At 41.8% G+C, this 22896-nt stretch carries 21 protein-coding genes and 1 pseudogene; 13 read left to right on the top strand and 9 right to left on the bottom strand.

Features of this window, described 5'->3' with window-relative positions; all coding sequences use genetic code 11:
* Positions 1–26: 26 nt before the first annotated feature.
* Complete coding sequence (locus IUZ65_RS02965) at positions 27–2249, bottom strand: ABC transporter permease subunit (RefSeq protein ID WP_195702313.1); 2223 nt, start codon at positions 2247–2249, stop codon at positions 27–29.
* A gap of 218 nt (positions 2250–2467) precedes the next feature.
* On the opposite strand from IUZ65_RS02965, the gene ppk1 reads away from it, so the two are divergent.
* Both ppk1 and ppx read left to right on the top strand, forming a co-directional pair.
* Positions 2468–4570, top strand: coding sequence for a polyphosphate kinase 1 (gene ppk1 / locus IUZ65_RS02960; RefSeq protein WP_195702312.1), 2103 nt, complete (start codon positions 2468–2470; stop codon positions 4568–4570).
* The gene (gene ppx, locus IUZ65_RS02955) at positions 4563–6074 is read left to right on the top strand and encodes an exopolyphosphatase (RefSeq protein WP_195702311.1); all 1512 of its coding nucleotides are present in this window, start codon (positions 4563–4565) and stop codon (positions 6072–6074) included. Before ppk1 ends, ppx begins: the two co-directional genes overlap by 8 nt.
* Before the next feature lie 3 nt (positions 6075–6077).
* On the opposite strand, the gene IUZ65_RS02950 is transcribed toward ppx, so the two are convergent.
* The 3 genes from IUZ65_RS02950 to phoB are packed head-to-tail and all read right to left on the bottom strand — an operon-like array spanning position 6078 to position 9074.
* Entirely contained in the window at positions 6078–7049 is a 972-nt protein-coding gene (locus IUZ65_RS02950) for a PstS family phosphate ABC transporter substrate-binding protein (RefSeq protein WP_195702310.1), read from the bottom strand.
* Positions 7050–7064: 15 nt separating this feature from the next.
* Positions 7065–8363, bottom strand: a complete 1299-nt coding sequence (gene phoR, locus IUZ65_RS02945; RefSeq protein WP_195702309.1) for a phosphate regulon sensor histidine kinase PhoR — start codon at positions 8361–8363, stop codon at positions 7065–7067.
* Between the two features lie 21 nt (positions 8364–8384).
* Positions 8385–9074, bottom strand: coding sequence for a phosphate regulon transcriptional regulator PhoB (gene phoB, locus IUZ65_RS02940; protein WP_195702308.1), 690 nt, complete (start codon positions 9072–9074; stop codon positions 8385–8387).
* Positions 9075–9342: 268 nt separating this feature from the next.
* Here phoB and rdgC point away from each other — a divergent pair, with 268 nt between their 5' ends.
* The 4 genes from rdgC to IUZ65_RS02920 all read left to right on the top strand — a co-directional run bounded on the left by rdgC (position 9343) and on the right by IUZ65_RS02920 (position 12730).
* On the top strand, positions 9343–10257 hold the full coding sequence (gene rdgC / locus IUZ65_RS02935) for a recombination-associated protein RdgC (protein ID WP_195704978.1): 915 nt from the start codon (positions 9343–9345) through the stop codon (positions 10255–10257).
* Positions 10258–10564: 307 nt separating this feature from the next.
* Positions 10565–11923, top strand: a complete 1359-nt coding sequence (gene trhP, locus IUZ65_RS02930) for a prephenate-dependent tRNA uridine(34) hydroxylase TrhP (RefSeq protein WP_195702307.1) — start codon at positions 10565–10567, stop codon at positions 11921–11923.
* Between the two features lie 186 nt (positions 11924–12109).
* Complete coding sequence (locus IUZ65_RS02925; RefSeq protein WP_195702306.1) at positions 12110–12343, top strand: hypothetical protein; 234 nt, start codon at positions 12110–12112, stop codon at positions 12341–12343.
* Positions 12344–12475: 132 nt separating this feature from the next.
* Complete coding sequence (locus IUZ65_RS02920) at positions 12476–12730, top strand: YfhL family 4Fe-4S dicluster ferredoxin (protein ID WP_195702305.1); 255 nt, start codon at positions 12476–12478, stop codon at positions 12728–12730.
* On the opposite strand, the gene IUZ65_RS02915 is transcribed toward IUZ65_RS02920, so the two are convergent.
* Entirely contained in the window at positions 12731–13975 is a 1245-nt protein-coding gene (locus IUZ65_RS02915; protein WP_195702304.1) for a sensor histidine kinase, read from the bottom strand.
* Positions 13972–14649 (bottom strand): response regulator transcription factor, encoded by a 678-nt coding sequence (locus IUZ65_RS02910; RefSeq protein WP_195702303.1) that lies wholly within the window; start codon positions 14647–14649, stop codon positions 13972–13974. Before IUZ65_RS02910 ends, IUZ65_RS02915 begins: the two co-directional genes overlap by 4 nt.
* Positions 14650–14773: 124 nt before the next feature.
* Here IUZ65_RS02910 and IUZ65_RS02905 point away from each other — a divergent pair, with 124 nt between their 5' ends.
* The 3 genes from IUZ65_RS02905 to IUZ65_RS02895 are packed head-to-tail and all read left to right on the top strand — an operon-like array spanning position 14774 to position 17611.
* A complete protein-coding gene (locus tag IUZ65_RS02905) occupies positions 14774–15799 on the top strand; it encodes a glycosyltransferase family 2 protein (protein ID WP_195702302.1) in 1026 nt (341 codons plus the stop codon).
* Positions 15796–17214 carry an ArnT family glycosyltransferase gene (locus tag IUZ65_RS02900; RefSeq protein ID WP_195702301.1) on the top strand — a complete coding sequence of 473 codons (1419 nt, stop codon included), beginning with the start codon at positions 15796–15798 and terminating at the stop codon, positions 17212–17214. Before IUZ65_RS02905 ends, IUZ65_RS02900 begins: the two co-directional genes overlap by 4 nt.
* A complete protein-coding gene (locus tag IUZ65_RS02895) occupies positions 17201–17611 on the top strand; it encodes a GtrA family protein (RefSeq protein WP_195702300.1) in 411 nt (136 codons plus the stop codon). The genes IUZ65_RS02900 and IUZ65_RS02895 overlap by 14 nt, the downstream gene beginning before the upstream one ends.
* 122 nt (positions 17612–17733) lie before the next feature.
* Here IUZ65_RS02895 and IUZ65_RS02890 read toward each other — a convergent pair whose 3' ends face one another.
* Positions 17734–18675, bottom strand: a complete 942-nt coding sequence (locus IUZ65_RS02890; RefSeq protein WP_195702299.1) for a sensor domain-containing diguanylate cyclase — start codon at positions 18673–18675, stop codon at positions 17734–17736.
* 370 nt (positions 18676–19045) lie between these two features.
* Between IUZ65_RS02890 and IUZ65_RS02885 the strand changes: the two genes are divergently transcribed.
* Entirely contained in the window at positions 19046–19402 is a 357-nt protein-coding gene (locus tag IUZ65_RS02885; protein ID WP_195702298.1) for a hypothetical protein, read from the top strand.
* Positions 19403–19589: 187 nt separating this feature from the next.
* On the opposite strand, the gene IUZ65_RS02880 is transcribed toward IUZ65_RS02885, so the two are convergent.
* The gene (locus IUZ65_RS02880; protein ID WP_195702297.1) at positions 19590–20105 is read right to left on the bottom strand and encodes an adenylate kinase; all 516 of its coding nucleotides are present in this window, start codon (positions 20103–20105) and stop codon (positions 19590–19592) included.
* Positions 20106–20419: 314 nt separating this feature from the next.
* Here IUZ65_RS02880 and IUZ65_RS02875 point away from each other — a divergent pair.
* Positions 20420–20626: pseudogene (locus IUZ65_RS02875) on the top strand (P2 family phage major capsid protein); the annotation flags it as partial.
* A 166-nt stretch (positions 20627–20792) separates the two neighbouring features.
* A complete protein-coding gene (locus tag IUZ65_RS02870) occupies positions 20793–20975 on the top strand; it encodes a hypothetical protein (protein WP_195705165.1) in 183 nt (60 codons plus the stop codon).
* Between the two features lie 277 nt (positions 20976–21252).
* Here the strand turns inward: IUZ65_RS02870 and IUZ65_RS02865 are convergent, their stop codons facing one another.
* The gene (locus IUZ65_RS02865; RefSeq protein WP_195702293.1) at positions 21253–21603 is read right to left on the bottom strand and encodes a putative quinol monooxygenase; all 351 of its coding nucleotides are present in this window, start codon (positions 21601–21603) and stop codon (positions 21253–21255) included.
* Positions 21604–21665: 62 nt separating this feature from the next.
* Here IUZ65_RS02865 and IUZ65_RS02860 point away from each other — a divergent pair.
* Positions 21666–22701, top strand: a protein-coding gene (locus IUZ65_RS02860) for an IS630 family transposase (RefSeq protein ID WP_195702292.1) whose coding sequence is annotated in 2 segments (ribosomal slippage) — positions 21666–22124 and positions 22126–22701 — 1035 coding nt in all. Because the reading frame shifts where the segments join, the coding sequence is not laid out codon by codon here.
* Positions 22702–22896: the final 195 nt, after the last annotated feature.

Here is a 22896-nt window from a genome sequence, read left to right as displayed (position 1 = left end):
TATGGGACAACCAATTTAGGCTCAACCTACATTGAACTGTATTTATCTTTAAGTCTTTGTCTAACCAATTCGGCGAGCGAATTTACGGCAAATGTAAATATAAATAGGATCAACGCCGCCAAAAATAGAACTCTATAATGCGTATCACCCACTTCCGTTTCTGGCATTTCAACCGCTATTGTGGCGGACAGACTTCGCATACCTTCAAAGATACTAAAGTCCATGATTGGTGTATTACCCGTGGCCATAAGAACAATCATTGTTTCACCTACCGCTCGGCCTAACCCTATCATTATCGCCGAAAATATACCTGGGCTTGCGGTTAGTAAAACAACATAAAGCAGAGTTTGCCATTGAGTGGCACCTAACGCCAAAGAGCCGTCGGAAAGGTGTTTCGGCACGGAGAAAATAGCATCTTCGGCAATGGTAAATATGGTCGGGATCACTGCAAACCCCATTGCGATACCAACCACCAGAGCATTTCGTTGATCGTAGCTAATACCGTTATCAGCAAGAAAAACTCGAACATCGCCATCAAATAACCAACGCTCAATGTCCACGGAGTAATGGATACTGGTGTAACCAACAATCAATATAACAGGGATAAGGATCACCACATGCCAACCGATAGGCAGCCGACTCATTATCACTTTGGGGATCATCGCCCACAACAGGCTCATCAAAATAGCCGATACGGGCAGCATAATGAGCATCAAAACCACACCCGTTAGGTAGGACTCTACGATTGGTGCTAACCATAACCCGGCCAAGAAGCCAATAATAACGGTTGGTAGTGCTTCCATAATTTCTATCGATGGTTTAACAATCTTTCGCATCGATGAGGACATGAAATACGCCGTATAGACCGCACCAAACACCGCAAGAGGCACAGAAAACAACATGGCATAAAAGGTCGCTTTAAGGGTCCCAAATGCAATGGGCACCAAGCTAAATTTCGCTTCAAAATCGTCACTGGCAGAGGTCGATTGCCACACATATTGAGGTTCAGGATAGCTTTCATACCAAACTTCTCTCCAGATGGAAGAAAAGGTGACCTCTGGGTGAGCATTTTTTACTTCATGGATATGTAGCTTTTTATCATCGAGTGCGATGAGATAGCTTTCATTGTTCGACATAGCAACTATGTTGGGCAGTTGTGGATAGATTTTCCCTGAAAATAGCTGATTTTCGCTGGTCGAATAAAAGCTCTGCATTAAGCCATTTTCTGTAAAGCTGTAAAAACCCTTGCGATAGGTATCCGTCAATAGAAATTGATTACCTTCGCTCAATGGAAACTCTCGAATTTTAGTCAGTACCCTTTCACCGCTTTTGAGTACATCAAACCACTGTGAAATCGTATTGTCCTTGTGTGTAACAAGAATAGAGTACGCACCTGAGAGCAGATTGATCTGCTTGACAGATTTTTCTGCCTTACCACGAGACAAATCGACAAACTCACGAGCATGGAATCGATTTTTCGTAAGCTGAGCAATCATCAAACCATCTTCCGATAATAGAAACAGTTGTTTACCATCTGGAGATATATTCAGTTGATCGATACGGTCAGGAAATGTAGGTAACTCTAACTGCTTTGCTTGCCAGATTGGTTCATCAGTCCCTGCTTGATTTTTTTTACTCACTCGAACCGCGTTAACATCACCGGAAGCCGACACCGTAACAAACGTACCTATCTCATCTTGGATAGAAAACGCGAGCTGCTCTATTCGGCCTTTTTTTTCATCGATTAGAATAGAGTTCCCATCATTAAAAACCTTTAGATCCGGTGTCAGTACGCGTCCATCACTTATAAAAGACACATTAAAGCCGGGATTTACTGCCAGTACTTCGCCATTATCATTTGCATAAGCATACCAACCTTGCGACTGAGCGCTCTTTGCAAATGCGGTTGGATTTTCAAGAATAGTTGTCGTTAGTAATGTTTTAGCTTCCCCTTGCTCGAACCCAACATAAACCAACTGACCTACATCATCGAATACGAACGCATTTTCGCCGTAATCCCCAACACCAAACCCTATCGCGTTGTTCTGTTGTTGATAGCTATAGTCTGCTAATAGGTTTACTTCGGCACGAGAGAATATCGGCAAAACCATCGATACAAGGTAAAAAAAGATAAGCAATATGGCCGCAAGGATACCAATACCACCACTCTTCACGACGAAACGAGCTAAGCGATCTTTTAGGTACCTCACCCTATCTCGTTCGTTTAAAGAAAATTCGGCGTTTGCCATGGTGAAATTAATCCTTTTTATCAGCGCATCAATAATATTTCGTTTACGTGACAGTTACATTACAATGAAGCTGTAAACGACTGAAAAACGCCACCAATAACAAAAGTAGGCAGCATTGAAATAATTATGTAACAGAAAGGGCCTACCTTTCACTATCTATTTTTCCCTGTTTTTAGGGGATGATCGGTAAACACCCTTAATATTTGTCGGAAGGTATCATGAGTGCAGAAAAACTTTATATCGATAAAGAGTTAAGTTGGCTATCTTTTAATGAGCGTGTATTGCAAGAAGCGGCAGACAAAACCGTTCCGCTGATTGAACGCATCCGCTTCTTAGGTATCTATTCAAACAATTTCGATGAATTTTACAAAGTCCGTTTTTCTGATGTAAAACGACGAATTCTTATTGCCCAAGAAAGCGGCAACAAAGACGACGGAAAAAACCTTCTTGCGAAGATGCAATCCAAGGCGGCTCAATTAGAGAAAGACTTTGCCGAACTGTACAACGAACTACTCTTAGAGATGGCTCGTCGCCGCATATTTTTAGTTAATGAAACTCAATTGAGCGAGCCGCAAGAGAAATGGATCAGAAAATACTTTAGAAAAGAAGTATTGCCCCATATTTCTCCCCTTATTATGACGGAAGATATCGATGTACTCTCTTTCTTAAAGGATGAGTACGCCTATTTAACGGTCGAAATGAGAAAGAAAAAGAAAAAAGACAAAGCTCAATACGCACTTATTGAGATCCCAACCGATCAATTACCTCGTTTTGTTATGGTTCCAGAACAAAAAGGGAAGCGTCGAAAAACCATCATCTTGCTCGATAACATTATCCGTTACTGCTTAGATGATATCTTCCAGGGGTTCTTTGAATATGAAGAACTGCACTGCTATTCGATGAAGATGACTCGTGATGCTGAATATGATTTAGGTTTCGAGGTTGAACACAGTTTACTAGAACAAATGTCTGAAGGTGTGGCACAGCGTTTAACCGCGATGCCTGTTCGATTTGTCTATGAGCGAGAGATGCCTAAAGAGATACTCTATTTCTTGTGTGAGACGCTTAAAATATCAAACTATGACAGCCTCATAGCCGGTGGCCGTTATCATAACTTCAAAGATTTTATCGGCTTCCCAAATGTCGGACGAGACTATCTAGAAAACAAACCATTACCACCATTAACCTGTGCCGATTTTGAAGGGTATAACAACAGTTTCGACGCGATTAAGGCTAAAGACATTCTTCTTCATTACCCTTACCACACCTTCGATCATGTTGCAGAATTGGTCCGTCAGTCCTCTTTTGACCCAAAGGTTCGTGGCATTAAGATCAATATCTACCGAGTCGCTAAAAACTCTAAGCTAATGAACTCGCTGATTGATGCTGTACATAGTGGCAAAGACGTAACGGTTGTGGTTGAGCTACAGGCTCGTTTTGATGAAGAAGCCAACATTGAATGGTCTAAGGTATTAACCGACGCAGGGGTACACGTTCAATTTGGCGCTCCCGGTCTAAAAATCCATTCAAAATTATTGCTTATCTCTCGTCGTGAAGAAGGTGAAATCGTTCGCTATGCTCATGTCGGTACCGGTAATTTCCATGAAAAAACCGCACGTATCTATACCGACTTTGCACTTCTAACCGCAGACAAAGAAATTGTTGAAGAAGTACGCAACGTATTTGGCTACATAGAAAACCCCTATCGCCCCGTCAAATTCAATCATCTGATTGTTTCTCCTCGCAACTCCAGAAGTCGACTTTATAAACTAGTCGACCAGGAAATTGCGAACAAAAAATTAGGTAAAAAGGCCGGCATAACTCTTAAGATCAATAACCTAGTCGATAAAGGGTTAATCAGTAAGCTGTATGGTGCGAGCGCTGCTGGTGTGAAGATAAAGATGATTATTCGCGGTATGTGCTCTCTTGTTCCCGGAGTCGAAGGGATTAGTGATAACATTCAGATTATCAGCATTGTAGACCGCTTCTTAGAACATCCTAGGGTAATAATCTGTGAAAACGACGGAAATCCATCGGTGCATATCTCATCGGCTGATTGGATGACACGTAACATCGATTATCGAATTGAAGTTACGGTGCCTATACGCGATGAACGACTTAAACAACGTATTATAGATATAATTAATATTCAGTTTACGGATACGATGAAAGCTCGTGTAATTGATAGCGGCATGAACAACGATTATGTACCTCGTGGTAACCGGAAAAAAATTCGCTCGCAACTTGCTATTTACGATTACATCAAGCAAGTTGAAAAGCAGACCAGAATAGAACATGAGAATCCGATAGAAGATGAATGAAAAAATAGACCTTCAAAGACGTAAAGTCGCCGCAATCGATTTGGGTTCAAATAGCTTTCATATGGTTGTTGCACACATTGTTGGAGAAGATCTACAGATAGTAAGTCGCCACAAACAACGTGTGCGACTTGCTTCAGGCTTAAATCCTAAAGACAAATTACTTAATGAAGCCGCCATCGTTCGCGGGCTGGATTGCCTCACGATGTTTGCAGAGCGATTACAGGGATTTGAGCCAGAAAATGTTCGTATTGCGGCTACCCACACACTAAGACAAGCTCGAAACGCGAGTGCCTTTATGCGTCGCGCACGCGAGGTATTACCTTTTCCAATTGAAATCATTCCCGGTGTAGAAGAGGCTCGCCTCATTTATGCAGGCGTTGCACACACCCAACCTGAATCGAAGAGTAAGCTAGTTATTGATATTGGTGGCGGCAGTACCGAAATGATCATCGGCCAAGCGTTTGAGCCAGAATTAGTCAACAGCACAATGATGGGCTGTGTCAGCTTTACCGATCAGTTTTTTGCCAACGGCAAGCTTTCTAAAACCAATTTCGCTCACGCCAGTATCGCTAGCCAGCAACGATTTGAATCGCTCATAAAACCTTATCGAAAAAAAGGCTGGGAAGCAGCAATAGGTTCATCTGGCACGATCAAGGCTATTCGCGAGGTGTTAATTGGTTTGGGCTTTGAAGATGGCGTTATAACCCCTAAACGTCTCAACAAGCTTATCGATACACTGTGTGAATTTGAATCCATCGATGAGATCGACCTTCAAGGTTTGACGATTGAACGTAAACCTGTATTTGCAGCGGGAGTTGCGATTCTGGAGTCGATTGTTACGGGCCTAGGTATTAAAGAATTACATTTCTCCGATGGGGCGTTACGCGAAGGTTTGCTCTACGAAATGGAGGCACGTTTCGAGCGATCCGATATTCGCATGCGTACTACCGAATACTTAGCCAGAAAGCATATTGTTGATTTAAATCACGCTGATAGAGTCAGAAAGCAGGCCATGAGTTTCCTAATGCAGGTATCTTCCGATACCGGTATTAAGAGAAATGGTGAACTCTCCTCATTGTTGGGGTGGAGCGCACTACTGCATGAGGTTGGTTTAAGCATTAGCTATCAAGGGCTTCATCGCCACTCTAGTTATATACTTCGACACACGACCATGCCGGGCTTCAACCAAGAACAGCAAATTGTACTTGCTACCCTCGCACGCTTTCAGCGCAAATCACTAAAGTTGCAGGAAATGCAGGAGTTCAACCTGTTCAAAAAAAGGCATATTATCCAACTGATTCGAATTCTTCGCCTATCCATTGTATTAAATGGCCAAAGAAACGAAGAAGGTTTACCTGAACTGAACCTCAAGATCAAGGGGGACGATCATTGGAAGATAGAGTGTGAAGATAAAAATTGGCTCAACAATAACAAACTGCTTCAAGCTGACCTAGAAACCGAAAGTGAATTTTGGCAAAAAGTAGATTGGGTGATTGATTTCTAAACGTCACAACCCAATATTTTCTAGCTCTTTATTGGCTAAATCGGCAGAAATCGCGACGTATCCATCTTTTTCGACCACCATCTGACCCTGCTTGGAGTAGATAAAACGGATGAATTCCGTTTCGATCAGAGATAGCTGTTTACCAGGATGTTTGTTGATATACACATACAGAAAACGCGATAACGGATACTCACCACTCAGAATTGTCTCTCTCGTCGCCTCGACATAATGCGTACCATCAACCGAGATAGGCAACCGTTTTGCGTTTGAAACGCTGTAGCCAACGCCAGAATAGCCAATTGTGTTAATCCCCGATGCGACGGCCTGAACGACCGAAGCTGAACCCGGAAGTTCATTAACGTTACGTTTAAAATCGCCACCACATAACGCCGTTTTCTTAAAGTACCCATAAGTCCCTGATACTGAATTTCGACCAAATAATTGGATTCGACGTTTCGCCCATTCACTCTTAACATCTAACTCGAACCAATATTCTAGAGGCTTATTACTACCGCAACGTAACGTGGACGAAAAAATACTATCGATCTGAAAAAAACTTAACCCTTCGATAGGGTTGTCCTTATGAACAAATATTCCAATAGCATCAATCGCTATCTTTAATTCTGTTGGTTTGTACCCATGCTCTCTTTCAAAAGCCTCAAGCTCTTTAAGTCGCATTGGTCTACTCATTGGGCCAAATTGTGCCGTCCCTTCCGTTAATGCAGGCGAAGCAGTGGAAGAACCAGAGGCCTGAACCTGCACATTAACATTGGGATAATACGTTTTGAAAGCCTCTCCCCATAGGGATAACATACTTGCGAGAGTATCGGAGCCTACCGAGGTTAAATTACCTGACAAGCCAGATACTTTATTATAGTCCGGTAGTTCTTTTGCCAACGCCTGAGGGCTCACACTGAACAAGCTCAAGGTGATAAAAAGTAAACGGATTATCGACAAACGGGTGACCACTCTCATTCCTAAACTACATTCCTATTTTACGATGAGTCGTTTTGGCAAAACAAAGGAAAATTGACTACCTACACCGACTTCACTACGGATATCTAAAGCTGAATCATGATGGCTTAATGCGTGCTTCACGATGGCTAATCCTAACCCACTGCCGCCCGTCTCTCGGGAGCGAGCTCTGTCCACACGATAAAACCGTTCCGTAAGTCGCACGATATGTTGAGGTTCTATCCCTTCACCACTATCTTCTACATCCAAATGCGCCCCCATATTGGTTTGATACCATCTGACATGCACATTCGCACCGTCCGGTGTATATTTGACCGCATTGTAAACAAGGTTAGATATTGCGCTTCGCAGTTGATCTTCATCACCAAGGATCTTTAACAACGGGTCGATATCGAACACAAATTTATGGCCTCTATCCCCACTCAGAGCTTGAGCCTCTTTTTCCAACACATCGAGCATGGATGGTACATCCACTACCTCATCAAGGTCGTGCATTGGAGCCGCCTCTATCTTAGACAACGTCAGAAGCTGATTGACCAATGCATTCATGCGATTCAATTGTTCCGTCATCACGCCATGTGCCTTGGGCCACATAGGACCAACGAGCATATCTTGGTCTTCTGTCATCTCAAGATAGCCTTGAAGAACCGTCATGGGAGTACGTAGCTCATGAGATACATTAGCGAAAAAGTTACGACGCATCCCTTCCAATTGATTAAGTTGGGTAACATCACGTACCACCATTAAATGCTCACCTTCCGTGTAGGGCACAATACGCAACTCAAGCATACGTTCAACATTCAGGGGAGATCGCATCTCTAACGGTTCTGTAAAATCGTTATTACCAAGGTATTTAATAAAATCAGGGGTACGTATTAGGTTAGAAATAGGTTGTCCGGAATCATCTGGCCACCGGAAACCCAAAAGGTGTTGGGCAAGCTTATTACACCAAACAATATTGCCTTCGTCGCGAAAAACCACCACCGCATCGGGTAATGACTCTGCGCCATTTCTAAAGCGCCGGATAAGATTAGTCAGGTCTTTACGCTTCTTTCTTTGTCTTTGACCTAAACGATAGATACCGTTAAACAACCCTTCCCAATGGCCAGTACCAGAGGGGGGTGTTAAACGCTTTTCATCCCACAACCAAGTCGATAGTCGTATCTGATTGTGAATATGCCATAAAAGCTGAATAGCCGTCGCCGCAAGAAGCAACCACGGCATATATCCAAACAACCAGCCAATCATAATCCATGGTGTGTAAAAAAAAGCTAGTGACCAGACTAGTTTTTTCCATGTTAGCTTCTCTACCATCTATTTATCCGAAAAGTTCCTTTAAGCCTTGGTTGAGAAACGATAGCCAGCTCCACGTACTGTTTGTACTAGCTTGTCGTGTCCTTCGAGTTCGAGTGCTTTACGAAGGCGACGAATATGTACATCGACCGTTCTATCTTCGACATAAACATTTGTGCCCCAAACATTATTAAGTAACTGCTCGCGGCTATAGACTCGTTCTTGATGCGTCATAAAGAAATGCAACATCTTAAATTCAGTTGGCCCCATATCAACCGCTTGATCACTAACGGTTACTCGGTGTGAAACTGGATCCAATTTAAGGCCTTGAACATCAATGACATCTTCTAGCGCTGTTGGCGATACTCGACGAATAACCGCCTTGAGTCTTGCGACAAGCTCTTTTGGTGAAAACGGTTTAGTGATGTAGTCGTCTGCACCCACTTCGAGCCCGCGAACTTTATCTTCTTCTTCCCCGCGAGCGGTTAACATCACAACAGGGATATTGCGAGTAAGTTCTTCACGTTTAAGATGTTTAATTAGATTGATACCCGAACCACCCGGTAACATCCAATCAAGTAATATGAGATCTGGGTATGGTTCGCACAGTTTATTTAGAGCAGCGTCATAGTCTTCTGCTTCCACTGCTTGATAACCCTTTTGCTCAAGAACAAAACACAACATTTCACGTATTGGTGCTTCATCTTCAACAACCAGAATCCTTCTAGACATAATTGAGCAACCTTTAAGTTTTAATCAACGCTAAGCATTATCTTCGCTAAGTATGACACTTTTGTGACCTTTGCAAACTATTTTTCACATAACTGTCGCATAGTGGTCACATCTTCACGTCGCCTAAAAATACCCTATCCTAGCGGTACTTATAGAAAGCACACTGTGCATTTTTTCGTAGCAACAGAGATTCTTGGTATAAAGCACTCAACAAATTTTGATTATTCCCCTATTATGTGTCGCCTAAATCTAAGATAAGAGAATGACTATGTGGTTTAAGAACTGTCTGGTATATCGCTTTAACCGTGATATTGAATTTGATGTAGAGCAACTAGAGAAGCAACTTGAAGAGTTTCGCTTCACGCCATGTAGCAGCCAAGATAAAAGCAAATTTGGTTGGTGTAATGTAATGGGCAAATTCGGTGACATGCTTACTCATGTATCAGAGAACCGTATCCTTATCTGTGCAAAGAAAGAAGACAAAATGCTACCGGCCTCTGTTATCAACGAATCGATGGCCGAAAAAATAGACGCAATGGAACTCGTAGAAGGTCGCCCTCTTAAGAAAAATGAGAAAGACAACATTAAGGAAGATATCGTTATCGATCTCCTTCCTCGCGCCTTCAGCAAGAGTCAATTTACCAATGTATTGATCCTTCCTAAGGAAGAACTGATCGTGGTAGACGCAAGTAGTTTCAATAAAGCTGAAGATGTGTTGGCGCTGTTACGTAAGACCATCGGCAGCCTACCCGTTGTTCCTGCTATTCCGGAACAACCACTCGAAGGCTTGATGACTGAGTGGGTCAAATCGGGTAGCACACCGCAAGGTATCACCATGCTAAATGAAGCAGAATTGCAATCGCTTAAAGAAGATGGTGGCGTTATTCGTTGTAAAAAACTGGAGCTCAGCTCGGAAGAGATCATTAACCATATTAACGCGGATAAGATAGTGACTAAGCTAGCGCTAAACTGGCAAGAGCATATCGATTTCATTCTAGCCGATGATTGCAGTATTAAACGCTTGAAATTCAATGAAGATTTAAAAGATCAAAATGAAGATATCCCAAGAGAAGACCGAGCAGCACGATTTGATGCTGACTTCTCTTTGATGAGTTCAGAGTTAGCGAGCTTCTTACCTAATCTTTTTAAAGAGTTAGGTGGGTTAACAAATAACGCCACTTAATCTTGGCCTAAATCTGTGACTAGGATGGTCGTTCTAATACCCTATCCATTATTAAGTCCAGCATTACTATCATTCTCGTGAAAACGGGAATGATAGTTTTAAAAATAGTAATATTAGATGGCATTACCCGAGCAACTTTCACTCGCATAAAAGCGGCACCCTCTACCTATTTCTCGCTCAATTTATACACAATTAAAAACCCAAACCACTAGGAAACTCCCCCCTTTTCGCGTAATATTCGCGCTCCCAATTATTGCGCTATTTGGTAGTGCAATTCTGACTTGCAATCAGACTAGAGAATATAAATATGTTTAAACCAGAACTACTGTCACCTGCTGGAAGTCTTAAAAATATGCGTTATGCATTCGCCTATGGAGCCGATGCCGTCTACGCAGGACAACCACGCTATAGCCTTCGTGTTCGTAATAACGAATTCAATCATGAGAATTTGCAGATCGGTATCGATGAAGCTCATGCTCAAGGGAAAAAGCTTTATGTGGTATGTAATATTCAACCGCATAACTCTAAGCTAAAAACCTTTATCCGAGATTTGAAGCCTATTGTTGAAATGGGACCGGACGCATTGATAATGTCGGATCCTGGTTTAATCATGATGGTCCGAGAGACTTTTCCTGATGTTGCAATCCATCTATCTGTGCAAGCTAATGCTGTAAACTGGGCTACCGTTAAGTTTTGGTCTACTCAAGGTGTCGAGCGAGTCATCCTTTCAAGGGAGCTCTCTTTAGAAGAGATTGAAGAGATTCGAGAGCATTGCCCAGAAACAGAGCTTGAAATTTTTGTCCATGGTGCACTTTGCATGGCGTACTCTGGCCGCTGCTTACTTTCAGGCTACATGAACAAGCGCGACCCTAACCAAGGCACGTGCACTAATGCTTGTCGTTGGGAGTACAACGTAGAGAAGGCTGAAGAGAGTGACTCAGGCCAAATAGTAGAGATCCAAGAAGCAACAGAACGCCCAGACAATACACTTGGCTTTGGCAAACCGATTGACGATGTTGTATTACTTTCTGAAAGCCATCGCCCTGATGAAAAAATGGCCGCATTTGAAGATGAACATGGTACTTACATCATGAACTCGAAAGATCTTCGTGCCGTGCAGCATGTTGAACGTTTAACTAAGATGGGGGTCCATTCATTAAAAATTGAAGGCCGAACGAAGTCTTTTTATTACTGTGCACGTACTGCACAGGTTTATCGTAAAGCCATCGATGATGCAGTGGAAGGTAAGCCTTTTGATGAGAATCTACTCGGTACCCTTGAGAGCTTGGCTCATCGTGGTTACACCGAAGGGTTCTTACGCCGACATACTCACGATGCATACCAGAACTATGAATACGGTTACTCTATTTCTGATACACAGCAATTTGTCGGTGAGTTTACCGGTCAACGCCGTGGTGAATTGGCAGAAATTGATGTTAAGAACAAATTTCTTGTTGGCGATCGCTTAGAGTTAATGACACCAAATGGAAACATTACTTTTACGCTTGAAACAATGGAAAACCGAAAGTCTGAATCGATCGAAGATGCAAAAGGTAATGGACACTTTGTATTTATACCCGTCCCAGAGGAACTGAACCTAGAATTCGCTCTGCTAATGCGAAATCTTGGTAACGGTCAAGATACCAGAAATCCCACTGGTAAGTAATTTGTATGTAAACGTTATCAAAAATCAGGTTTATTTATCAATAAACCTGATTTTTTAACGATTATATGAGATTTACTATTGTCATATGGTGATGAATTATGCATATTAATCACCATGTCAACCAAGTGGCAGTTTTCTGTTAAATAGATTCCAATCAATTTAAGCAGGGAATTGTGAATCTGTATTATGAATGATATCTACAAAATCGAAACGTATTGTGAGAAAAGTAAAGAGCAACTTGCTGATTTGATTATAAAATCTGGAAGTCAGTGTATTGTTCGTGGATGGGCACTGATTACAGATCATGTATTCAACGAATCACAAACTAAACAAGCATTGCATCTTGTGGCCCGTATTACTGACAATCTGACCGATGATGACCTCTACTCTTGGTCAACTGCGAGCAAAAAAGCAGCGTAATTATTTCCTGACATCACCTGTTTTTCACCTTCCTAGCCTGTGGTACACTTCGCGCCACTTTAAAATTATGCTCTCGATACTTATTGCGTATGAGCTTCGTTGTGCGTACGTATTGATACCAAGGTATATCTCATGGCTCTGCTAATTCAAGACACCTGTATAAACTGCGACATGTGTGAACCAGAATGTCCTAATTCGGCAATCTCAATGGGTGACGAAATCTATGAGATTGACCCTGATCTCTGCACTGAATGTAAAGGCCACTACGACATACCAACCTGTCAGTCAGTTTGCCCTATCACTAAATGTATCATCACTGATCCTAAGCATATAGAAAGTGAAGAAGCACTTTTAGAGAAATTTGTTGTTATACAAGGTTTAGTTTAACTAGAAAGTAATCCTTGCTTCACACCCACCATCAGCAAGATTTTCCAATACAAAACCCCATGAGAAACGGCGACAGAGGTGATCGACGATAAGCAGCCCCATTCCATGCCCTTTTTCGTCATAGGTTTCTGTTAACCCGTTACCTTCATCTCGAACAGACAAACTTTCTGGTTTCATCTCTATACTAATCTTGCCTTTGTTCGTCGCAGCAATGGCGTTTCTAATCAGATTTCCAACCACCATATTCAGCACCGCTTCACTGGCTTGAACTTGAGGACCATCTTTAATATCCAGTTCAAAATCTAACTTTTTATCCATCGCTTGAGCCCGATTTTGTTCTACTATTTTTTGAATTTCACTCGCCTTTAAACGGCGTACGGGCGCATCGTCTTTGCTTCTTTCATAACGCACCAAGCTGAGTAGTGCATCAACCATGGTGCTCATCTGATAGGTGGCATCGCTAATCCGGGTGATCTGCCTTTCTTGAAATTCATTCTTTTCACTGCGAAACAACAACTTTGTAGATCCTTGCATCACCGTGAGTGGGGTTCTCAGTTCATGGCTTGCATATCGGGCGAACGCTTGTTCTCTCTTAATTAGGGACTTAATTTCCGAACGATAGCTATTAAGTTCCTCGGTTAACGTTTGAAATTCAATAGCAGCGCTATCTGGCACCTCAAATTCCTGACTGAATTCGCCTCGACTATTTTCCAATTGCTGTGTTAACTCGTTAATCGGCTCAATCAATCGTTGAGAAAGTTTGTAAAGCAATGCACCAAAGGAGAACATCATTAAAGCGATCAAAGATATAACCGTAGCAATAGCATAAACCCGCTCCTCCACACTAAACTCAACCCGATCTATTTCTGATTCAAGAAGGATAGGAAACGAGACCCCATCATCGGTATACTCTCCTAAATAGAGCATACGAGATTCTGTCTCGCCTAAATAGTAGCTCTCACCCTCGATATATTGTGCAAGAACTTCTGGGACCAAAGAGAGGTCATTGTAAGCAACGGTAAGAATATCCAGTCTTATTTTTCCCTTTTCCCCGGCCAAAAATCGTTCTATCGCCTGATCTCTATCGAATAATATTCGTCTTTCACCTACTCTGTCTTCTGACCAATCCAATGCCACACTAAAAATGGCATAGCAAAAAATACCCACCATGATAGAGACGCCGATAAAAAACATCGCAAGTCGTCCGGTCATGCTTTTAGTACTGATAAAAAGTGGCTTTTTCATTCTCCACTCTCCAACCTAAAACCAATCTTGGGTATGGTGATAAGAAGTGCAGATTCAAATGGTTTGTCTAACTGATTTCTAAGCTGATAAATATGGCTACGCAAAACATCGTTATTCGGTTCATCTTCCTGCCAAAGTTGATAAGCAATCTGGTTACGTGTCACGACATCCGGTGCTTTTAAACAGAGCAGTTCTAAAATGGTATAGGTAGTTGGATTGAGTGCCAAAAGTTTGTCTCGACGGTAAGCACGACGAGTTTTTTGATCAATAGTAATTTCACCAAATATAAGCTTGCTGCTTGAGACCTTTCCTTTATAGCGTCTTAACAGAGCCTCCATTCGTGCATGTAAAATATCGAGGTCAAATGGTTTCGTTAGATAATCATCCGCACCATATTTAAAACCTTTTAACTGGTCATCTCTACTATCTAATGCGGTGAGCATCAAAATTGGGGTATTTTTTCCACTTTCTCGAAGCTTATTACAAACGGCTAACCCATCCATACGGGGCAACATTAAGTCGAGTAAAATAATGTCGAAATCATTCTCCAAAGCAAGTTTTAAGCCCAAAGCACCATTGTCAGCGTAATCCAGTTCCATATTCATGCTTTCAAAATAATCAAATAGCATGCCTGCAATTTCACGATTATCCTCAACCAGTAACACTCTTTTCATCTTAATTCGCCTTGTTCCCTTCAAGAAAGGATCGCTTATTTGATGTGGAAAATATGTCGACGACATCTCTTTCACATCACTTACTTTAAATTGCACTCTGTTGTTTATTATAGAGTAGTTAATTATGACCGCGCATTCTATCCATAGCATAAAACGAACCAGCCCTAAGTGTCATTCAGACGACCATATTACACTGTCTGTTATCGTACCATTCTATAATGAACAAGATGTGTTACCTGAGTTTCATCGCCGTTTAACCGCTACATTAGATCAGATACCAATTGTGAGTGAGATTGTCTATATCGATGACGGTAGTACGGATAAAAGCCAAGCTTTGGTTGAATCTTTTTCCCTCTCTTCGAGTTTGATACGTTGTATCTCACTCAGTCGTAATTTTGGCAAAGAGTCAGCCATGAGCGCAGGATTAAAACACTGCCAGGGCGAAGCTATCATCCTAATAGACTCCGATTTGCAGGATCCTCCAGAGCTCATCCCAAATTTATTAGCTAAATGGCGAGAAGGTAATGATGTTGTTAACATGCAACGTAGCGATCGCTTAGGTGAAAGCTGGTTTAAACGTTTCTCTGCGGCTTGTTTCTATAAATTACTCAATAGTATTGCAAAGCTAGAAGTACCTGAAAACGTAGGCGACTTCCGATTGTTAAGCCGTGAAGTAGTGAATCATATCAATCAACTTCCCGAACGTAACCGCTACATGAAGGGTCTTTTTTCGTGGCCCGGATTTAGACAAACCACGATGACGTTCCAGCGCGATGCACGCTTTTGTGGTGAAACTAAGTGGAACTACCTTAAACTGCTGGGACTAGCAGTGGACGGTATAACTTCTTTTTCCATTCGCCCATTACGCATTGCCACCATTATCGGAGCATTAACCGCTATAGCGGCCTTCCTTTATGGGTCATTCATCGTCACTAAAACTGTTTTTCTTGGCGAGCCTGTTTCGGGCTACCCATCAATTATGGTGATCCAATTGGCACTTGGTGGTATTCAACTACTTTGTATCGGCTTGATGGGTGAATACATTGGTAGGATCTTCATCGAAACTAAGCAACGACCACTCTATTTAATACAATCCATTCATGAACAACCTGCAAGCAAACAAACCGTTAAACTAGGACATACCGCGTGAATATCAATAAAAATCATTTATGGCTAATGCTCGGTTTTGCGATGTTATTACGCTTAATATCCCTTTCAACGTACCCATTAATGGACACCACTGAAGCGCGCTATGGCGAAATGGCCCGGCTTATGGTGGAGACAGGAAACTGGCTTACTCCTCAGTTCGACTATGGTGTGCCATTTTGGGGAAAACCACCCCTTTTCACGTGGATGAGCGCCGTTGGGATAAACGTGTTCGGATTAAGCGAATTTGCAGTGCGCTTTCCTCACTGGTTAGCGGGCTTATTCACGATTGGCTTAATTGCCTTGTTTGCTAAAAAATCTGGATTGAATGCGTTGGTTGCCGCGACAGTTCTTGCAACCTGTGGCATTTTCTCGATTGCGGCTGGCGCGGTAATGACCGATATGGCACTAACTCTTTCTATGACAATGACCATGTTAGGATTTTACTACTGCTGGTTAGCTCAACCAGATAAAGCAAAAAGGTGGGGATACCTATTTTTTGTCGGCCTTGCGTGTGGCTTATTAGCCAAAGGACCCGTAGCACTAGTCATTACCGGTATCGCGGTTTTCCCTTGGTTAGTTTTACAACATGGATTCGTTGGGGCATTTATAGAGTTTAAACGTCGCTTTCCATTGGTAACAGGCATCGTGCTTATGCTTGCTATTGCGCTTCCATGGTATTTTTTAGCGGAACTCGCCACGCCAGGCTTTATCGACTATTTCATTGTCGGTGAACACTTTAAGCGTTTCTTCGTCAGTGGATGGGAAGGCGATTTATACGGTTCTGCCCATGATCAACCAAGAGGCATGATCTGGCTGTTCTGGCTAGAATCTGCACTTCCATGGTCAGTAGTATTACCCGTTTTACTCTGGGTTCGTCGAAAGAACAACAGCCCAATACATGCTTCTCACAAAGGATTAACCAGCTTTCTGTTCTTATGGTTATTGTCCCCTCTCATTTTATTTACTATGGCAGGCAATATTCTACCCGCCTACATACTGCCAGGAGTGCCTGCGTTAGGGTTATTAGTCGCATCGCTGGTTACTAATAAGGATTTCAGGTGGTTTTCAGGAACAGCGGCTGTATTACCCGTACTATTAATGGTTGCGATGCTGGTCCTGAACTTAGGAAAGGCCGATGAGAAAAGTGACCGAGTTATTTTCAATCAGATTACAACTGACTCCCCTGTTTTCTACGTCAGCAAACGCCCATTTTCTGGACAATTTTACAGCAATGGCAAAGCTAAACAGCTCGACTCTGTTGATATGCTGACTGGACTTAACAACTACTATCTCATTGGTAACGCAAATAGCGTAGAGCCGTTAATGGCAGAGGAGAACCTGAGTTGCAGTACCGATTTCATCGCAAATTCAAAGCGCACACTCTATCACTGTCAGGTCAGTTATGGACGCAACTAAATTATTGAAGTTTGCCTTCGTTGGCGGTGTCGGTTTTGTCGTCGACACCTTGGTATTTATCTTACTTTACCAAATACTTGAACTCGACATGATGGTTGCTAGACTGTTCGCATTTATCGTTGCTGCCACTACAACATGGTTAGGGAATCGACTATTTACATTTTCTAGCCAATGTACAAGCAACAAGCTTATACAATGGCAAAGATTTATTTCTGTCGCTTGCTTTTCTGCAATACCTAATTTTTTAGTTTTCAAGCTCGTTATGAGCTTGATTAATAGTTATTTTCTGAGTGTTTATATCGCCCTCGCCCTCGGCGTATTGACCGGTATGGTAAGCAACTTTTTGTTAAGTGAACGATGGGTATTCGCGACACGCGAACCGAATTCAAATCAGTGAAGGTGATTTCTATTTATAACATCTAGAGTAGTTAAATTAACCGGACGAACGTGTACATATTAAAGGGACTCAAGATGTACACTTAGTAAATGCATACAACGAAAAAAAAATGATGAAGGTGGTTATGAAAGGTCGCTTAAATTGTCCCTATAAACCGTGACTTTATTTCTACCGTCACCTTTTGAGTAATACATCGCTTTATCCGCTCTCGACAAAATAAACTTAATATTATCGTCCGTGTTTATCAACCGAGAAATACCGATACTCACCGTCACATTAACCATGTAACCATCGATCTCACACGGACAAGATGACACTGACTTCCTGATTCTTTCGGCAATATCGACCGCCCTATCCATTTCAGTATGCCCTAAGACAATAGCAAACTCTTCTCCTCCAATTCGTCCCAAACAATCGACTTCTCTAATTCCCAATTGGCACAAATTCACGATATGTTTTATTACTTCATCCCCAGATTGATGACCCAATTGATCATTCACATTCTTGAATCGATCAATATCCAGCATCAATAACGTCACATTCGTTTGATACCGGTGATACCTTTTAAGTTCTTCGGCAAGATGAGACATGAAGGCTCTTCTGTTCAAAATACCGGTCAATTCATCGGTTTCAGATAACCTTTTGAGTCGTTCCTCTAAATAATAACGATGCGTGATATTTCGAGCCATCCAAACGACAGTTCTCTCACCATTCTCAGTGATAGGTAATGGTTTAATCGTGCCTTCAAACCATAGTTCTTTGGGAGGGGTAACATCATTAGGGAGCATAATCATATCTTGATTAGCAAAGTGATATTGAACAAACTGCGTTGCATTCTCATCTAATGCGCGACGAATATTGGAATGAAACTGAGTGGCCATCTCCGGAGGAGCAACATCATACAAAGAGCGACCTATAAATGGCTTACAATCGAAACCCGTTCTATTATCTTCCCCTCCGTAAACATCGATATAGATGCCTGATTCGGAGAAAATAAATACGTGATCAGGAAGCGAATCCAAAACCGTATAATACCGCGTAAGTAACTTATCTTTGCATTCCATGCGTCAATTAGTATTAGTAAGTAATTTCACCAGTATACATGAGCACTGTGTCAAAAGTGATATGCATTCCACAAAACACTTTCTGAATAGAGCAAACACTTTATAAACACGAAGTATTTTTTAACATTACCGTTCAGAACACTTCAGCCGTTTTGATAAAACCTTTAATTATGGTAGACGAAGAAAAGTCCCCTTACTCAACAGGTAAATTTCACCTCCCTTTACCGCCCTAAAAATCAATGTTTAATAACAAGGGAAAAGGCTGTCTCTGGTTACGTTTGAGAGTCAACATAAAATGAAGTCTCTCTCGGCAAAACAGGAAGAGATAGCGTCCTCTATCGATAAAAACAAAGTCAATTCACTTGAATAAATGTCTTCTGTAGAGCAGGTAGCAACTGCCGCTACCGAGTTATCATCGACGGCGAGAAATGTTGAGTTAACCACTATTGCACAAATAACGACGGCTGAATTAACCGAGTCTTTTAAACATGTATCCGACAGAGTATTGGCCATCTCAGAGGTGAATTCAATAGTAGCTACAGCAGCAGAAGAACAGAGCGCGGTAACGTTAGATATTTCAAATCAATTAGAGGATATCAGCAACCTTGTTCAAAGTAATCTTAATGGTATCGAGGACACTAATCGCGCCAATCAAACGATAAATGAGCTAACCGAAGAATTAAACGATGAACTGTCATTCTTCAAGGTTGGCGAGAAAACAGCATAATAGAGAGAGTTCGATAGTAAGGGCTTCAAATAAACAAAAGGCCGCTAGATTAGAGGCCCTTCAATTACAGAATCATTTAATTAAAATCAACAATCTTCACTCACTTTTGGACAGTTGCTTAATCTTGTTAGATTCATCCGCATAAGTAAGCGAGTCTTGATACCCAAAAATGTTTGTTCTATGCGTATCACTTTAATTGCTGTAAGACAAAATGGTTCAACTCGGTAACGGTTCTGATTACGTGGACATCTTTACTATTCGATTTTTCTTTTAACCTAGACATAAAGTCATCATTCCAGAACTTTGGACATAGCCTTAATACTTTGTAGCTTTCCATTGTTCCTTTCAGTACTGAACTACCATCAGGCCAACCTTCTGGTTTTACAAAGAGTCCCTTGAGAAAGCGCTTAGTAACAAACCAATAACTAACTGGATACGGGAGATCGATATAAACTAATGTATCCGCCACCTCCAGACGTTTGTTAAATGAGCCTATAGGTCCAAAACCATCAATGATCCAACTTTCCGAGCACAAAATACTTTCGTGTGCTTCATCAAATATTTCGCGTTCTACAAGTTCGCCATTCTTCTTATAAACTATTGAATCTAACTGATGAAGTGGTATACCTGTCGCTAAAGCTAACGATTTACTTACCGTAGACTTTCCACTGCCCGGCTTACCAAAAACGGCTATTTTTCTCATGTCAGCTCCTAGTGAGATAATACTCATCAGGCAGATACAAAAAACCCACCTTATGGGTGGGTTAGACAAATAAAAAGCGCATCAGAAGTCCCACCATTCCTATGGAATGATGATAATTCGTACTGTATGTTGCTCTACATTTGTATTCATTCAACCACTCTCATATAAGGGGACCTGATTGTCAATGGATACTATAAAAAACATCCCCTGACTCGTCTGCACAGAGGATTATACCTTTGCGAGTTCTTCTCAATAATTCAATAGCGTCTCTAAGCCGTACTTATCGTAGATTGGTTTTTTAGCGTATAGCGTTTATGGTGACCAGTTTCGACGACCTCTCTATCTACATTCAAGGCGACACTATTAGAAAGTCCGCTGGTAAGCGTAACGACAGCAAAAACCGTGTGGAAAGCTTCGAGTCAATGAACATGGCGTATGTGGTCGAGCAACTTGGCAAAGCGGCCACTATCGAATTCGATAATGTGAAGTTGAAAAAACTGGGTACGGACGTGTGGGCGTAACACTAGGATAATTCGCCAGAGAGACAAATATGTTTATATCCGATCAAATCTGCATTCTAACCGCCGGAATCGCCGTTAATGGTAAAGAAATTAGTCAGCAAATTATTGATGAAATGGCCGAGAGTTATAACCCAAGCGTATATACCGCTCGAATAAAAAAGACCAGGTGCAGTTCGGCGATGCGCTCGGCTCTGTTGCTTCGCTAGAAAAGCAGGGAAACAAGCTGTATGCCGTGCTAAAGCCTAACTCAAAGCTACTGCGTACCGTTGTGCAAGGACAACGGTTACATAGTGCTTGTGAGTATATAGAAGAGTTTGCAGGCACTGGTAAGTCTTGCTTTAACGGATAGTCCATCCTCTCTGGGTACCATTCAAATTCACCTTTCGGCAACGTCTAGCAATAGGGTTGTAGAGAAGAATTCATTCTATGAAAAAGAAGACCAAATTAGCGTGTTAAAAAGCAAAATAACCAAGTTATCGGCCCAACTCGACAGCCTCACCCTACAGGCTGATGCACTGACAAATAAGCCAGACATAGATGAAGAAGACGTTTATCTCTGAAGTGTTACGACGACAAAATACAAAAAGGCCGCTAAATTAGCGGCCTCGTTTATAAACTAAACTCTGCTACTCGAATATCGGAGCATCATAGTTCTCTGCTTCATCCGTATAGGCCGTCACTATCGCATCATCAACTAGGCCTGTCTCAGCGACAACCTGAGTATCGAAAAAGTTCTGTATTTGTTTTCTACGTCCGTGCGCCGCCCAAGATTCAGCATCTTTCCAAATCTCGTTAAAGACGATTGTGTATTCGTTTCTTGTTGCACTAGGGTGAGATATTTGACGAGTCAAAAGATATTGAACACAACCTTCTTCTCTATTCGCATCTGGTTCAAGCGCCTTAAGCACTTCAAACAATTCCGCTTCTTTATTTTCTTTGGGTTTAAATTGGGCTAGAACGTAAACTCGACTTGTCATAATACCAATTAAAGTAAAAATATGATCTAATTGAGGCTACTTGAAACAAACTTATTATCACTATGAAAAGCCTCAATAATATCGACTTCAAAAAGCTTGCTAGTCAGCAAAAATCTATGCAGATGAAAATGCGTTTTTTGGCCTTGGCACACTTCAAAGACGGAGCTTCTAGAACCCAAATTGCAAAATCTCTTAAAGTGAGCAGAACCAGCGTGAATAAATGGGTTCAAATCTTTCTAGAAGAAGGTATCGATGGTTTCCAAGAAAAACCACGAACTGGAAGACCAGCATTTTTGACTCTGGCTCAACGTGAGCAACTCAGCCAATACATCAAAACAGAAGCTGAAAACTCATCAGGTGGTCGACTGACTGGCAGTGATATACACGCTTACATAATTAATAATTTCGATAAGCACTATCACCCAAACTCCATCTACTATCTGCTCGAGCATATGGGCTTTTCTTGGATAACGTCACGCTCAAAACACCCTAAACAATCGCCACAAGCTCAGGACGATTTTAAAAAAATTCAAAATTGAAACGATCCTCAAGATCCCTGGTCACATAAGGCTTGAGCACGTTGATGTTTGGTTTCAGGATGAAGCCAGATTCGGCCAGCAAAACACGACAACACGACTTTGGGCAGAACGAGGAACTCGGCCTCGAGTTGTGAAACAACAGCAATTTGAATACGCCTATCTGTTTGGTTCCGTTTGTCCCGCAAGAGGTATAGGTGAGGCAATGGTCGTCCCTTGGGTCAATAAAGATATTATGATTGAACACTTGAAACAGATATCTGAAATGACCCAAATTGGGCGTCATGCAGTGGTGATAATGGATGGTGCAGGATGGCATACCGAAGATATCGTTAACCAATTCGATAATGTCAGTATCATCAAACTTCCACCATATTCCCCGGAGTTGAATCCTATCGAGCAAGTTTGGAGTTGGCTACGACAACATTACCTCGCCAACCAAAGTTTTGAGCGCTATGACGATATAGTTTCTCAAATATGCACCGCATGGAATGGCTTTTTAGAAAGCTCAAAGAGAGTCACGGAAATGTGTTCTAGAAGCTGGATAGACCTGACCAGTTAATTTTCCGGAATGGTATAATACTGCCTCTAAAAATGCCATGTTTTATAGCGTTAAATACAAAAAGCCCACTCCGAAGAGTGGGCTTTCTTTTTGCATAAATATGCAATTGTAATGGCAGGGGTGGAGAGATTCGAACTCCCAACACGCGGATTTGGAAAACCCTTAACGCACCTAATAAATCAATAGGTTAAAAAA

The sequence above is a fragment of the Vibrio sp. VB16 genome, from assembly GCF_015594925.2.
Taxonomy (GTDB): Bacteria; Pseudomonadota; Gammaproteobacteria; order Enterobacterales; family Vibrionaceae; genus Vibrio.
The sequence above is the reverse complement of the archived record's forward strand: the minus strand, read 5'-3'. Positions and strand labels throughout refer to the sequence as shown.

Coding starts and splice junctions, on each gene's coding strand:
- IUZ65_RS02965 (WP_195702313.1), bottom strand. CDS start 2,249: ATGGCAAACGCCGAATTTTCTTTAAACGAACGAGATAGGGTGAGGTAC.
- ppk1 (WP_195702312.1), top strand. CDS start 2,468: ATGAGTGCAGAAAAACTTTATATCGATAAAGAGTTAAGTTGGCTATCT.
- ppx (WP_195702311.1), top strand. CDS start 4,563: ATGAATGAAAAAATAGACCTTCAAAGACGTAAAGTCGCCGCAATCGAT.
- IUZ65_RS02950 (WP_195702310.1), bottom strand. CDS start 7,049: ATGAGAGTGGTCACCCGTTTGTCGATAATCCGTTTACTTTTTATCACC.
- phoR (WP_195702309.1), bottom strand. CDS start 8,363: ATGGTAGAGAAGCTAACATGGAAAAAACTAGTCTGGTCACTAGCTTTT.
- phoB (WP_195702308.1), bottom strand. CDS start 9,074: ATGTCTAGAAGGATTCTGGTTGTTGAAGATGAAGCACCAATACGTGAA.
- rdgC (WP_195704978.1), top strand. CDS start 9,343: ATGTGGTTTAAGAACTGTCTGGTATATCGCTTTAACCGTGATATTGAA.
- trhP (WP_195702307.1), top strand. CDS start 10,565: ATGTTTAAACCAGAACTACTGTCACCTGCTGGAAGTCTTAAAAATATG.
- IUZ65_RS02925 (WP_195702306.1), top strand. CDS start 12,110: ATGAATGATATCTACAAAATCGAAACGTATTGTGAGAAAAGTAAAGAG.
- IUZ65_RS02920 (WP_195702305.1), top strand. CDS start 12,476: ATGGCTCTGCTAATTCAAGACACCTGTATAAACTGCGACATGTGTGAA.
- IUZ65_RS02915 (WP_195702304.1), bottom strand. CDS start 13,975: ATGAAAAAGCCACTTTTTATCAGTACTAAAAGCATGACCGGACGACTT.
- IUZ65_RS02910 (WP_195702303.1), bottom strand. CDS start 14,649: ATGAAAAGAGTGTTACTGGTTGAGGATAATCGTGAAATTGCAGGCATG.
- IUZ65_RS02905 (WP_195702302.1), top strand. CDS start 14,774: ATGACCGCGCATTCTATCCATAGCATAAAACGAACCAGCCCTAAGTGT.
- IUZ65_RS02895 (WP_195702300.1), top strand. CDS start 17,201: ATGGACGCAACTAAATTATTGAAGTTTGCCTTCGTTGGCGGTGTCGGT.
- IUZ65_RS02890 (WP_195702299.1), bottom strand. CDS start 18,675: ATGGAATGCAAAGATAAGTTACTTACGCGGTATTATACGGTTTTGGAT.
- IUZ65_RS02885 (WP_195702298.1), top strand. CDS start 19,046: ATGTCTTCTGTAGAGCAGGTAGCAACTGCCGCTACCGAGTTATCATCG.
- IUZ65_RS02880 (WP_195702297.1), bottom strand. CDS start 20,105: ATGAGAAAAATAGCCGTTTTTGGTAAGCCGGGCAGTGGAAAGTCTACG.
- IUZ65_RS02865 (WP_195702293.1), bottom strand. CDS start 21,603: ATGACAAGTCGAGTTTACGTTCTAGCCCAATTTAAACCCAAAGAAAAT.